General features: G+C 64.5%; 9 protein-coding genes. 3 read left to right on the top strand and 6 right to left on the bottom strand.

Annotated elements, in window-relative coordinates; genetic code table 11:
• Positions 1-21: 21 nt before the first annotated feature.
• Positions 22-1,131 (bottom strand): KamA family radical SAM protein, encoded by a 1,110-nt coding sequence (locus ACSQ3L_RS14130; protein ID WP_436160506.1) that lies wholly within the window; start codon positions 1,129-1,131, stop codon positions 22-24.
• A gap of 384 nt (positions 1,132-1,515) precedes the next feature.
• On the opposite strand from ACSQ3L_RS14130, the gene ACSQ3L_RS14125 reads away from it, so the two are divergent.
• Positions 1,516-3,177 carry an acyl-CoA synthetase gene (locus tag ACSQ3L_RS14125; protein ID WP_436160505.1) on the top strand — a complete coding sequence of 554 codons (1,662 nt, stop codon included), beginning with the start codon at positions 1,516-1,518 and terminating at the stop codon, positions 3,175-3,177.
• A 598-nt stretch (positions 3,178-3,775) separates the two neighbouring features.
• On the opposite strand, the gene ACSQ3L_RS14120 is transcribed toward ACSQ3L_RS14125, so the two are convergent.
• Both ACSQ3L_RS14120 and ACSQ3L_RS14115 read right to left on the bottom strand, forming a co-directional pair.
• Complete coding sequence (locus tag ACSQ3L_RS14120; protein ID WP_436160504.1) at positions 3,776-3,988, bottom strand: tautomerase family protein; 213 nt, start codon at positions 3,986-3,988, stop codon at positions 3,776-3,778.
• Positions 3,989-4,060: 72 nt separating this feature from the next.
• On the bottom strand, positions 4,061-4,801 hold the full coding sequence (locus tag ACSQ3L_RS14115) for an SDR family oxidoreductase (RefSeq protein WP_436160503.1): 741 nt from the start codon (positions 4,799-4,801) through the stop codon (positions 4,061-4,063).
• Between the two features lie 103 nt (positions 4,802-4,904).
• Between ACSQ3L_RS14115 and ACSQ3L_RS14110 the strand changes: the two genes are divergently transcribed.
• The gene (locus ACSQ3L_RS14110; protein WP_436160502.1) at positions 4,905-5,798 is read left to right on the top strand and encodes a LysR family transcriptional regulator; all 894 of its coding nucleotides are present in this window, start codon (positions 4,905-4,907) and stop codon (positions 5,796-5,798) included.
• 22 nt (positions 5,799-5,820) lie between these two features.
• Here the strand turns inward: ACSQ3L_RS14110 and ACSQ3L_RS14105 are convergent, their stop codons facing one another.
• From ACSQ3L_RS14105 to ACSQ3L_RS14095, 3 genes are all read right to left on the bottom strand, one after another.
• Positions 5,821-7,116, bottom strand: a complete 1,296-nt coding sequence (locus ACSQ3L_RS14105) for an HlyD family type I secretion periplasmic adaptor subunit (RefSeq protein ID WP_436160501.1) — start codon at positions 7,114-7,116, stop codon at positions 5,821-5,823.
• A gap of 9 nt (positions 7,117-7,125) precedes the next feature.
• Complete coding sequence (locus tag ACSQ3L_RS14100) at positions 7,126-8,856, bottom strand: type I secretion system permease/ATPase (protein WP_436163438.1); 1,731 nt, start codon at positions 8,854-8,856, stop codon at positions 7,126-7,128.
• Between the two features lie 350 nt (positions 8,857-9,206).
• Positions 9,207-11,984, bottom strand: a complete 2,778-nt coding sequence (locus tag ACSQ3L_RS14095) for a DUF7507 domain-containing protein (protein ID WP_436160500.1) — start codon at positions 11,982-11,984, stop codon at positions 9,207-9,209.
• Positions 11,985-12,789: 805 nt separating this feature from the next.
• Between ACSQ3L_RS14095 and ACSQ3L_RS14090 the strand changes: the two genes are divergently transcribed.
• The gene (locus ACSQ3L_RS14090; RefSeq protein ID WP_436160499.1) at positions 12,790-13,485 is read left to right on the top strand and encodes a response regulator; all 696 of its coding nucleotides are present in this window, start codon (positions 12,790-12,792) and stop codon (positions 13,483-13,485) included.
• Positions 13,486-13,655 lie beyond the last annotated feature (170 nt).

Genomic DNA, 13,655 nt, shown 5'->3' with positions numbered 1-13,655 from the left:
GGGATGCGCTTCGGCGTGGGCCTACGCCCCCACTATCTCCGCATACGCTCTCACCTCGCCATCGAGCCCGCGCAGGCGCCAGTTCTCGCCCTCCCGCGCCTCGACATAACACGGCCCGATCGGCACCTTGCCGCCGCCTTCCGGCAGGTCGAGCACATAGACCGGGTTGCAGATACCGGACAGCCGCGCCCGCAGCGCCTCAGTCAGCGCCTGTCCCTGCGCAATCGTGGTGCGGCGGTGCGCCATGCCGCGCGCCAGGTCGCCGTGGTGCAGATAATAGGGTTTGACGCCAAGGCGGTACATCAGCTCGCGGCACAGCTCCTCCAGCACCTCGACGCTGTCGTTGACGCCCTTGAGCAGAACGCTCTGGTTGAGCAGCACGAAGCCGGCTTGGCGCAGCGTGCGGCAGGCTATCTCGGTCGCGGGCGTGATCTCCCGCGCGTGGTTGAAATGGGTGACGATCGTGACCATCAGCCGGCCCTGCAAGGCCGCGACCAGCCCTGATGTGATGCGCGACGGCAGCGCCACTGGCACACGCGTGTGGATGCGCAGCAGCCGTACATGCGGGATCGCCTCGATGCGCGCGAAGATTTCGGCAAGTGCTGCGTCCGGCAGCGACAGCGGATCGCCGCCGGTCAGGATCACCTCGCGGATTTCGGGGTGATCGGCGATGTAGGCGAGCGCCGGCTCCAGCGCCTCGCGCGTATAACCCCTACCGATCGAGGTTAGCGATTCCTTGCGGAAGCAGAACCGGCAATAGACCGCGCATTGATAGGTCGGAAACAACAGCACCCGGTCGCCATGGCGATGCGTCAATCGCGACACCGGGCTGAATTCATGGTCGGCGATCGGATCGTCGAGTTCGCCCTCCGCTTCCTCAAGTTCTTGCGGAGACGGGATGACCTGCGCCCGGATCGGATCGGCCGGATCGTTCCAGTCGATCAGGTCGAGATAGGCCTTGGGCGCGCGCACCTTGTGGTTCGCGGCCGCGGCTTGGGCGGCTGCGCGCTCGGCCGGCGACAGCGGCAGGGAGGCGAGATCGCGCACATGGCGCACGCCGGCGCGGATGTCCTCCTGCCAGGCGGTGTCGGGGGTAGCGGGTGCGGCGTGGAGGCTGGTGTCTGAAGGCATGGGATTTCTCGAGCGGCTATATTTGGGGCGGACCTATCCGCTGGATGACAAACCGGGTCAACCACGTGCTTTGCCGCAGATTGTCAGCGCCGCGATCCTTCACCCCCCTCTGTCCTGCCGGACATCTCCCCCGCAAGGGGCCGCAAGGGGGGAGATTGGATATCGCCATCGCTTTCGCCAACCGTCAACGTTGTAGAACGAGCGCCATGTTTGAAGCTGCCGATCTCCCCCCTTGCGGGGGAGATGTCCGGCAGGACCGAGGGGGGTGTTCAAGCGCCAACCTACCCACCCAACTTTCGCCGCATCGACCAGAGCCGCAATTTCAGGCATCTATGAACCGACAGCGCCGCATGGGAGATGCGGCGCCGCCACGGGAGGACTGCCATGACCAACACACCGGCGCCGCTGCCGCGCTACATCGATGCCGTTGCGCATTTTCGCATCGAGAACGAGATCGCAAAACTTCACGGCGATCCCGCCACAGGCATCAATGCCTGCGTCGAATGCTGCGACCGCCACGCCGGCCAGAACCGACTGGCGCTGCGCGCCATCTCCGCCGGCGGCGAACTGCGGGAATTCAGCTTCGACGATCTCAAGGATATGTCCGCGCGCGTTGGCAATGTCCTCAAACACGCCGGCGTCGGCCCCGGCGATGTCGTCGCCGGCATGCTGCCGCGCATTCCCGAACTGGTGGCGCTCATCCTCGGCACCTGGCGCATCGGCGCGGTCTACCAACCGCTGTTCACCGCCTTCGGCCCCAAGGCCATCGACCACCGGCTGAAGACCAGCGGCGCGAAGCTCGTCGTCACCAACATGGCCAATCGCGAAAAGCTCGACGAGGTGGAGGACTGCCCTCGGGTTGCGACCATCCTTGCCCCAGGCGAAGCCTTGCCGGCCGGCGACATCGATTTTCGCGCCGCCTTCGCCGCCGCCTCGCCCGACTGCGCGCCGGTGATGCGCAAGGGCGATGATTTGTTCATGATGATGTCGACCTCGGGCACGACAGGTTTTCCCAAGGGTGTGCCGGTGCCGCTCAGCGCGCTGCTGGCCTTCGGCGCCTATATGCGCGATGCCATCGGGCTCAGGCCCGACGACGTCTTCTGGAACATTGCCGATCCCGGCTGGGCCTACGGCCTCTATTACGCCATCACAGGCCCCCTGTTGCTCGGCATCGCCACGACCTTCAACGAGGGCGCATTCACCGCCAGGAGCACCTACGACATCATCGAGCGCCTCGGCGTCACCAGCCTTGCCGGTTCGCCCACCGCCTTCCGCCTGCTGCTGGCCGAAGGCGCGGAGGCGGCGGCCCACGTCAAGGGCCGCCTGCGCGTGGTGAGCAGCGCCGGCGAGCCGCTGAACCCGGAAGTGATCCGCTGGTTCGACGCCCATCTCGCCGCCCCCATCCATGACCATTACGGCCAGACCGAGAACGGCATGATGGTCAACAATCATCACGGCCTGTCGCACCCCGTGCGCCACGGCTCGGCCGGCTTTGCCATGCCGGGCTACCGCATCGTCGTGCTCGACGAGGCCGGCAACGAGCTTGGCCCCAACCAGCCCGGCATCCTCGCGGTCGACATCGCCAGATCGCCACTGCGCTGGTTCGGCGGCTATCACCAGGCGGAAACGCCGGCCATAGCGGGCGGCTACTACCGCACCGGCGACACGGTCGAGTCCGAGCCCGATGGTTCGATCTCCTTCATAGGTCGCGCCGACGACGTCATCACCTCCGCCGGCTACCGCATCGGCCCGTTCGACGTCGAAAGCGCGCTGATCGAGCATCCGGCGGTCAATGAGGCGGCGGTGGTCGGCGTGCCCGATCCGCAGCGCACCGAAATCGTCAAGGCCTTCGTCATCCTGGCGCCGGCCTTTCAAGGCACCCCGGAACTTGCCGAAGAACTGGCCCAGCATGTCCGCAAGCGCCTCTCGGCCCACGCCTATCCGCGCGAGGTCGAATTCGTCAGCGAACTGCCGAAGACGCCGAGCGGCAAGATCCAGCGGTTCTTGCTGAGGAAGGCTGAGGTGGAGAAGCGGAAGGGCGGGTGAAAAAAAGGCGCGACGCTGACGCTGCCAATCTCCCCCCGTGTGGGGGAGATGGCCGGCAGGCCAGAGGGGGGCGCAGTCCCGCCGACCTGTCTGGATAAATCGCGCTGCGCTCTCACGCTGGTCGGCTGAAGAAACGGTGGCAATCTGCTCTGTAGTGGAGGTTAGCGCTCTACGGCGCCCCCCTCTGCCCTGCCGGGCATCTCCCCCACGAGGGGGGAGATTGGCAGCTTCAGCGACTGGCTGTTTGCGGAAGTGGCGGCCGACTGGGTTGGGATGCCCAAGGCAGATTGAATCCTGGTCCTGCAGGTTTGTGCCAGCACCCCCACCCGGACCTTCGGTCCGACCTCCCCACAAGGGGGAGGTAGGGAGCCCAGCTTTTTCGCATCTCCATAACGATAGTGTGCTGAGAGTTCTGCAAATTCGCTGAGAGAGTGCTGTCCTGCGGGCTGGCAGGGCGCTTCCTCACCCTCCCCCTTGTGGGGAGGGTCGCTGCGAAGCAGCGGGGTGGGGGTCCGCGCGGCGTTGCAAGACCTGGGTTTCTCGCCCCGGAGGGCGGGAAGGGTCCGAAGGACGTGGCTCTCCCCGAACCGGCCCGGCGCTACTCCTTGGCGCGATAGGCGTCCGGCACCACGAACACTTCGTCGGCCCGGCCATAGCCGCCATCGGCGACTTCCTCGACCAGCACCATCGTGTAGGGGCGCACGCCCTCGCCGAAGAAGTCGACGAACATGGCGGTCGTTCGATGGATGAGGTCTTCCTTCTGCGCCCTGGAGAGAGCGGCCTGCGGCATCTTGATGTTGGCGAATGGCATGGTGGTTTCCTTGGTTTTTCGAGGGTGGGGATTCAGGCTGTCAGGTAGAGCCAAGCCGGCATGTCAGCCGCCTCAGACCACGCCGCCATTGGCGCGGATGATTTGTCCGTTGACCCAGCCGCCGTCCGGCCCGGCCAGGAACGAGACCACGCCGGCAATGTCGTCGGGCTGGCCGAGCCGGCCGAGCGGGATCATCTTGCCGATGGCCTCGATCTGGGCTTCGCTCTTGCCGTCCGTGAACAGCGCGGTCTCGACGGGTCCAGGCGCCACCGCGTTGACGGTGATGCGGCGCGCGCCGAGCTCCTTGGCCAGGATGCGGGTCATCGCCTCGACGCCCGCCTTGGTGGCGGCGTAGACGCCGTAGCCCGGCTGGTAGAGGCCGACGACGCTGCTGGAAAAACTGACGATGCGGCCGCCGTCGCGAAGCCGGCGCGCACCTTCGCGCATGCCGCGGAACACGCCGCCGAGATTGAGCGCGATTTGCGTGTCAAAGGAAGCGTCGTCGGTCTGCGCGAGCGGCGACGTCTTCATGATGCCGGCATTGTTGACGAGGATGTCGATGCCGCCGAACGCCTTCTCGCCGACGTCGAACAGTAAGGCGATGCCGGCCGGATCCGCGATATCGGCCTGCACGGCGATCGCCTTGCCGCCATCGGCTTCGATGTTGCGCACAAGAGCCTCGGCCTCCGCGCGGCCCCGTGCATAGTTGACGATAACGGCGACGCCGTCGCGGGCGAGCCGCCGTGCGATCGCGGCACCGATGCCCTTGGAGGCGCCGGTCACGATCGCGGTTCTGGTTTGATTGGATGTCATGGAAGTGTCTCCGCTTGGTCGGCGACACGGATATAGATCGGCCCGTCTTCCGGATAATCAGCCGCCTATTGACATCACTATTCGGAAACTGCGAACAAAAGCCATGGATCGTCTGGACACAATGCGGCTCTTTGTTCGCGTCCTGGAGCGACGCAGCTTCACCGCCGCCGCGGCCGACCTCGGCCTGCCGCGTTCAACCGCGACGGAAGCGATCCGGCGGCTCGAAGAACATCTTGGCGCACGCCTGCTGGAACGGACGACGCGGCAGGTGAACGCCACGCAGGACGGCGAAGCCTACTACCGGCGCTGCCTGTCGATCCTGGCCGAAATCGAGGATGCCGAGGCCGCCTTCCGCAATGCCGAGCCCTTCGGCCTGCTGCGCATCGACGCCAGCACGCTGCTCACCCGTACCTTTCTGTTGCCACGCCTGCCGGAGTTCCTCGCCCGCTATGTCAAGATCGACCTGCAGATCGGCCAGAGCGACCGGCTGGTCGATCTCGTGCGCGAAGGCGTCGACTGCGTCATCCGCGTCGGCGAGCCACCCGACAGCGGCATGATCATGCGCCGCCTGGCTGTCATCCGCGAGATCACCTGCGCCAGTCCCGCCTATCTCGAACGCCACGGCACACCCGCCTCCCCCGATGCGCTCGATGGTCACCAGGCGGTCGGCTTCGTCTCGTCGCGCACCGGCGAGACGCTTCCGTTCGAATTCACGGTCGACGGCAAGACCCGCGAGGTTCGGCTGCCGGGCCGTGTCGCCGCCAACAATTCGGATACCGCCGCCGACCTGGCGCGGCTTGGGTTGGGCCTCATCCAGGCGCCGCGCTATCGCTTCGAGAAGGATCTCGCCGATGGGACGCTCGTCGAGGTGCTGGCCGACTACCCGCCCTCACCCACGCCGCTGTCGGCGCTCTACCCGCAGAACCGTCAGCTCTCGCCGCGCCTGCGCGTCTTCCTCGACTGGGCGTCGCGCATCTTCGCCGAGGCGGATCTTTAAATCGACGCCGACAATCGTCCCCTCATTCCCTGAAGGCGCGGCTGATCTGGTCCTGCAGCGGCTTGACGAGGTAGGAGATCACGGTCCGGTCGGCGGTCTTGATGAAGGATTCGACCGGCATGCCCGGAACCAGCTTGACCTCGCCGAGGCGCGCCACCTCCGCGCTCGTCGTGGCGATGCGAACGGTGTAGTAGCTGATGCCGGTGCGCTGGTCGGTCGTCGTGTCGGGCGAGGTGCGCTCGACCGTGCCGTTGATTTGCGGCGTGGTGCGCTGGTTGAAGGCCGAGAAGCGCAATGCCGCCGCCTGGCCGACCCAGAGCTGGTCGATGTCGCTCGGCGCGATCTTGGCCTCGACCGTCAGGCTGTCGCTGTCGGGCACGATCTGCATGATCGTCTGGCCAGGGGTGATGACGCCGCCGATGGTGTGGGCGATGGACTGCTGCACGACGCCGTCCTGCGGTGCACGGATGTCGATACGCTTGAGCTGGTCCTCGGCGGCGATCTTGCGCTCCGTCAGTTCGCCGACCTTGCCGTCGATCTCACGCAGATCCTTGTTGACGTCGGTGCTGAGCTCGAGGTCGATCTGGATGATCTGCAGATTGATCTCGGCGATCTTGCCTTGGGCCTGCGCCAGGGCCGCCGTCAGCTGGCCGCGCTCGCCGTCGAGCCGCGCTGACTCGCGCTCCATCGCGGTCAGCCGGTCGATCGAAATCAGCCGCTTTTTCCACAGTGCGCGTATGCTGGCCAGTTCCTCCTCGACAAGCTTGATTTCCTGCGACTTGGCGTCCGCCTGGGCCGTGTCGCCGCCAATCTCCTTCTGCAGCTGGAGGATGCGCTCCTGCAGTTGGCTCTTCTGACCGGAACGAGCCGCCCGTCGCGTATCGAAAACCTGTTCTTCGCCAGCGATGATCTCGGCGATCGCCGGATCGCCACGGCGAGCGAGAAGGTCCTGCGGAAAGGCAATGGCGTCGGTGCCCTGGCGTTCGGCTTCGAGCCGTGCCTCGCGTGCCGACAATTGGTCGAGCGCCTTGGTGACGACGGCGAGATTGGCCGCCGGCATGGTCGGGTCGAGCCGCACAAGCAGCGCACCGCGCTTGACCCGGTCGCCGTCACGCGCCGCGATCTCGCCGACGACGCCGCCAGTCGAGTGCTGCACGTCCTTGACGTGGGAATCGACCACGAGAACCCCGGACGCGATGACCGCTCCCGAAATCCGGGTCAGCGAGGCCCAGCCGCCAACGCCGCCGACCAGCAGAGCGACCGCAATGAGGCCGAAACGCATATAGCGTCGAATGGATTGGTGTGAGGGACCGAGCATCGTGGATCCTCACTCACCCGCCGCCGCGACAGGCGGCGCCGGCGGCTCTTCGGTGGCGAGCCTAAGGTGCGGCACGGCGGTCACTGCCGGCTGCGGCCGCGGAAACAGCTTGTTGAGGACGTCTTCCTTGAGGCCGAACGCCTGGACGCGGCCCTGGTTCATGGCAAGGATGAAGTCGACCGTGACGAGCGCGCTTGGCCGGTGCGCCACGAGCACGACGATGCCGCCACGCTGCCGCACCGAGACGATCGCCTGGAACAGCGCCTGCTCGCCTTCGGCATCGAGGTTGGAGTTCGGTTCGTCGAGCACCACCAGGAAAGGATCGCGATAAAGCGCGCGGGCCAGCGCGATGCGTTGGCGCTGACCGGCCGAGACGGCTTCGCCGAGTTCGCCGATCTGTGTCTCGTAGCCGTCACGGAAGCTGACGATGAGATCATGCGCGCCGGCGGCCTTGGCGGCGGCAATCACCAATGCCGGATCGGCGTCGGGCTCGAAACGCGCGATGTTTTCGGCAATCGAGCCGGCAAACAGCTCGACATCCTGCGGCAGGTAACCGACGAAGCGGCCGCGGTCTTCCGGCGACCACTGGTCGAGGTCGGCGCCATCGAGCCTGACCCTGCCGGCGGCAAGCGGCCAGGCGCCGACAAGCGCCCTGACCAGCGTCGACTTGCCCGAACCGCTCTGGCCGATAATGCCGACGGCGTGTCCCGCCTCCAGCGCAAAACTGGCGTCCTGCACCAGCAGGCGTTGCGTGCCGGGCGCCGCGACGCTGACGCCCTGCATGAAGACGTGGCGGTTCGGCATCGGCATCGCCATCGGCTCGGCGTCGGCCGGCACGGCGGCGAGAATCCTGGTCAGTCGTTGCCAGCCTTGCCGCGCTGTCAGGAAACCTTTCCAGTTGGCGATGACCAGATCGACGGGCGCCAACGCGCGGCCGCTCAGGATCGACGCGGTGATGATGATGCCGGCGGTCGCCTGCTGCTCGATCACCAGCCAGGCGCCGACGCCGAGCATCGCCGATTGCAGCAGCATGCGCAGCACCTTGGACACGGCGCCGAAGCCGCCGGCGATGTCACTGACGCTGCGCTGCTCGGCCAAATAGTCACGGTTGGCGTCTTCCCATCGCTTCGCCATCCGGCCACCCATGCCGAGTGCCGCGATGACTTCCGCGTTACGATTGCCGGTCGTGGTCAGGCCGTTGCGGACGATGCCAGTCTGGGTGCCGGAAGTGACCGGCTTGCGCGTCAGCCGCTCGGCGAAGACCGTCAAAAGCACCAGCACGATCGCCCCGACCAGGGCTGTCAGGCCAAGAAGCACGTGGAACATGAAGATGATGGCCAGATAGAGCGGCAACCACGGCAGATCGAACAACGCGGTCGGGCCGGTGCCCGAAAGGAAGGTCCGCACGCTGTCGAGATCGCGCACCGGCTGCATGCTGTCGCCGTTGCGCCCGACCTTGAGCGGCAGCTTGAGGACGCTGGAATAGACGCGGGCGCCGAGCATCTCGTCGAGGGCGCCGCCGATTCGCACCAGGATGCGGCCGCGGATGAAATCGAGCACGCCCTGCCCGGCATAAAGGATTGCGACGAGCACGCTGAGGCCGATGAGCGTCGGCACACTGCGGCTCGGCAGCACGCGATCGTAGACTTCGAGCATGTAGAGCGAGCCGGCGAGCATCAGCACGTTGAGCACGCCGCTGAACAGCGCGATGGCGATGAACGCCGAGCGGCAGGACTTGATCGCCGCCGCGAGCTCCGAACCCGGCTGGCGAACGCCGGGCCTGACAGCTCGCTGCGCCGTCGCCGCGACCCGAGGGGCGGCGCCCGGGCCGGTTTCGGCCGCAGCGCGGCTGCCGCCGCGAAACAGCAGAAGAGCGCCAAATCCCGCCAGCGCCAGGCAGAGCAACCAGACGCCCGGCGACACCGGCAGCACACCACCGAGCCCAAGAAAAAGGGCGCAGGCGATCAAGACCAGACCCAAAGGTCTGATCCTGGCCCGCGCCGAGTTGAAGATAGTGGAGCCCCTTTCCATGCCAGTTCACGCGGGCGACGCTGCGGCAAGGCACCCGGCCCGAGGGCCGGAAGCCCGCTTCAGGCGATGCCCGTCAGGCCTCCCACTTCATGCAGCGTGAGCCAGAATTGATCGAGCGTGTTGGGATGCTCGTCGACGATGTTGGTTCCATCGAACCAGGCCACATGGCCGCCCGGCCCGGATGTCACCAATTGATCCTGGTTGAACCACATCAGCGCATTCTTCAGGCCCTCGCCGTCGGCCTCCTTGCCGCCGTTCCAGTCGGCAATGCCGGAACTCGCGTCGGTGACGTCGACATATTTGGTCCAGGCGGTCGAACTCGTCTTGACTGCACTGCCTGCCAGCGCGGTGCCGGCGGCGTTGGTGTCGATCTTGTCGTCATCGTTTGTGTCGAGATTGACCAGACCGGCCCATACCCCTTCGCCCTTCAGCCACATTACCGCCTCGGTGATCAGGTCGTTGGGCTGGGCGACGTGGTTGTCGATGTTGAGCTGGGTGGCGATTGCCTGCTGGAGCATGATGATACGAGCGTCGCCACCGGTCGAGCTCGATTCGATGGATTTCGCAAGCGAGTTCGAAATCAGCAGGGTGTGTTCGGCGGCGTCGGCGACACCGTCACCATCGGTGTCACCGAGCAGCAGGTTGCCGTCGTGGCGCGGGTTGATGTCCAGGCCCCAGATGACGCCGCTGCCAAAGGCGCTCTTGGTGGGATTGCTCTCGTGGCCAGTGACACCGTCCCAGGCGTCCGTATGGCTGCCCCAGAACCCTTGCGTCAGCGCCTTGTTCGAGAAGCCTTCATAATCGCTGCTGTCGGTAGCGGTCGGGATAAGTGAATGTCCGGCCGTGTCAGCGTAGGCATCGGTGGTGGCCGTTGCATTGTTGACGTAGCTGCCGGGCTGCGCGATGCCCGTAGCTTTGAAATGCCAGATCTCGTCCGTATCGAGTAGATTGTTGTGGTTGACGTCGCCGCTGTTGAAGCCGCCGCTGGTTATCGCCGCGGCATTGAAGTCATCACCGGTGCCGAGCGTACCATTGTCGTCCTTGACGACGACATTGGCGAGCGCGACATTGCCGTCGTTCTTGACATCGTAGGTCCAGGTCACAGGCTGGCCCTGGAAGATGTTGAGGCCGTGGTCGACGCCGTTGGTCTTCTTGTCGAGCGTGATATGCGGATTGGCGCCGAAGTAGCTGGAGCCGTCCGTGTCCTCGGGGGTGGCGGTATGGCCCGCGGTATCGGTAAACGACCCTGTGGCGGTGCCGATATTGCTGTAGTTGCCGATGCCCGCCACGCCAGTGCCGGTGAAGGTCCACGTCTCGTTTGTGTCGAGTTTGCCGTCCTGGTCGATGTCGCCGACATTGAAGCCGCCGCTGAGATCCGCCGTGACGATCACGCCCTGGTCGTCGGTCACGTCGATACCTGAAAGCGCGACGTTGCCGCCATTGGTGACCGTGTACTTCCAGGAGATCGCCTCGCTGGCCAGGATGGTCAGGCCGTCGCCGGATGTCGCGCCGTCGACCGTCACCTTGTCGATGTTGATCTTCGCATTGGCGCCGAAGTAGCTGGAGCCGTCCGTGTCCTCGGGGGTGGCGGTATGGCCGGCGTCATCGGTGAACGACCCTGTGGCCGTGCCGATATTGCTGTAATCGCCGATGCCTGCCACGCCGGTGCCGATGAAGCTCCACGCCTCGCCGAGGTCGAGCTTGCCGTCATGGTTGATGTCGCCGACATTGAAGCCGCCGCTGAGATCGGCCGTGACGACCACGCCCTGGTCGTCGGTCACGTCGATACCTGAAAGCGCGACGTTGCCGCCATTGGTGACCGTGTACTTCCAGGAGATCGCCTCGCCGGCCAGGATGATCAGGCCGTCGCCGGATGTCGCGCCGTCGACCGTCACCTTGTCGATGTTGATCTTCGCATTGGCGCCGAAATAGCTGGAGCCGTCGTCATCGGTAACGGTAACCGCTCCGGCCGAACCGGAAACATGGCCGATATTGGCGTAGTCGCCTGCGATGGCCGTGCCGCTGCCAGTGAAGCTCCAGGTCTCGGTGGTGTCTAGCAGACCGTTGTGGTTGGTGTCGCCAACGTTGAAGCCGCCACTCAGATCCGGCGTCACAACCACGCCTTGGCTGTCACTGACCGTGATGCCCGACAAAGCAACGTTGCCGGTGTTGGTCACGGTGTATTGCCATTTGATCGCATCGCCGGCGAGCACGGTCAGGCCGTCGCCGATCGCCGCGCCGTCGATCGTCACCTTGTCGATGCCGATCCCGGGGGTATCGGTGCCGGTGCCGGGCGTCGTCGTGGTGCGCCACTCCTCGAAACCGCCATTGGAACCGGAGAAGCTCGAATACAGCGTCACATAGGATCCGGCGCCAGCGCCTGCATCCGTAAATAACTTGACCGGAACGAGCACCCGATAGTCGTCCGTTCCCGATCCATGATTGGAATCGATCAGCAGCTCGTCGGGACCCAGATGGAAGATGCCAGTGAAACCTGTTGTAAAGCCCGCAGTGTAGTCGGTAAGGATTGCCCCTTCGTTGGAGATGTAGATATCCAAACCGGTCAGCGTGATGTCGGCGTTTGTCGCATTGTTGCTTTCGTTGAGGTCCAGCCGAAATTCGATATAGCTGACGCCGCCGACGATGATCGGTTGAATGTTGCCGTACTGCAGGTCGTGCGTGAAGGACGCCTTGTTGTCTAGGACATTGCCATTCTGATCGGTGTTGAAGCCCTGCTCGACATTTGTTGCCTGTATCCGCAGGAAGGAATCGTAGTTGCCGGTTCCCGAACCGATGGTCGTTGACTCAAGGAGTACGCCCAAGCCTATGTCCGCCATTGTTGTTTCCTCCACATTGTTGTCCGGTCAGCGGTCAAGCCGCGCCGTGTACCCAGCTTGATTGCAGCGCAAAGCGTTCGGCTGTCCGCAAAACGCGGCCAGGCCGGCGAGCAATCGTTTCGTGACAAAAGCTTTGAAAAGGGAAAGGACCGGCCGGGAGATTGCCCCCCGGTCGCCAGACACAGCTATTCCCGGACGGAACTGGCCCGCCGTCGGACTGACTGCTACACCCACACCCAAAGCCCCTACACGATCCCCAACGATCGCCCAGACGTTAATAATTCCCAAACCATATTTCGCAGGTTGCAATGCGCTCGTCTATATATCCCCGGTTATAGACAACAAGGCAGAGTTAATTTCAGAAAATTTCTTATCTCTGGAAAGAATAACTCTGCCATACCGATTGAATTATTTTCCACACTTGAGCTTAACGAGGAGAATTATAAAATTTTCCTGGCGGCACCGATGGTTTTTTCAAGATGAAGACCAGCATCGGCGCCCCGGAACGGCATCTTCTTCCGACCCGACGTTGCGCGCCTTGCTGGAGATGCCGCTTCGGGATTAACTAAGCAGTTGCTAATGTTTTGCGCAGCCACGCTGCTTCTGTCAACATGGCCTCACGCTTCGGGGGATGCGAGCCGGTTTGCGATGTTCGCTTGCGGCAAAAAGCAGTCACCGGCGCGTCATGGACACACGCAAAGGGAGAAGACGCCATGACCGAGCACGAGCGCAGGCCGCCCCCCATCGACGGCAATTTTCCGGCATGGAGCCGTAGCACCGAAGGCCGGCTGCTGGCGCACTGACGATGGTCACCACGGTTTTCGTCGCCGACGACCATCCGCTGTTGCTGCACGGTCTGACCGACCTGATTGGCCGCGACCCCGATTTCCGGGTGATCGGTTCGGCGCAGGACGGCACCGTCGCCTTGGCGATGATCCGGCGCGACGTCCCTGATGTCGCGGTGCTCGACATCAGCATGCCGGGATTGAGCGGTCTCGACATCGCCGCCGAAATCGGCAGGCAGGGCCTTGCGACGCTCTGCGTGCTTTTGACGGTCGGCGCCTCGCAAGCCCAGCTTTACGACGCGGTCGCGGTCGGCGTTGCCGGTATCGTATTCAAGGAGACCGCCGTCGAGGCGCTGCTCAGGTGTCTCCGCGAGGTCGCTGGGGGCGGCCGCTGGCTGCCGGCCGAGATTGTCGGCAAGGCCGTGCATAACGAGGCGTCCCGCCGGATCAAATGGCAGAAACTGTCGTCGCGGCTGACCAGGCGAGAAATGGAGATCGCCCGACTGGTTGCCAAGGATACGCCGTATGAACGCATCGCGGTCGATATCGGCATCTCGAAAGGCACGCTGAAGATCCATATGAACAACATCTATCGCAAATTGGAGGTCGCCTCGCGCGTGCAGCTTTTGCAGCTAGCCGCCGGCCAGATCGGACTGAGTGTCGCCAGCGTCGCTCCTGATCAATTCGGTTTTGCAAATCCGGCCAGGGACGCGTAACCGCGCACGACGCCAGCCTCCGTTCGCTGGCATAAAACCGGACAACCCGCGTGCTACCTAATCCGGACAACTCGTGTGCTTACGACAACAGACACCGTGGCCGTTGCGGACCGATCGCCACATTGTTATAGAGGCGCCGTCGGAAAAGGCAGACTTGGTTTGGTAAGCCC

The organism is Mesorhizobium sp. LjRoot246 (assembly GCF_964254115.1).
Taxonomy (GTDB): Bacteria; Pseudomonadota; Alphaproteobacteria; order Rhizobiales; family Rhizobiaceae; genus Mesorhizobium.
This window is presented reverse-complemented; position numbering and strand designations above follow the sequence as displayed.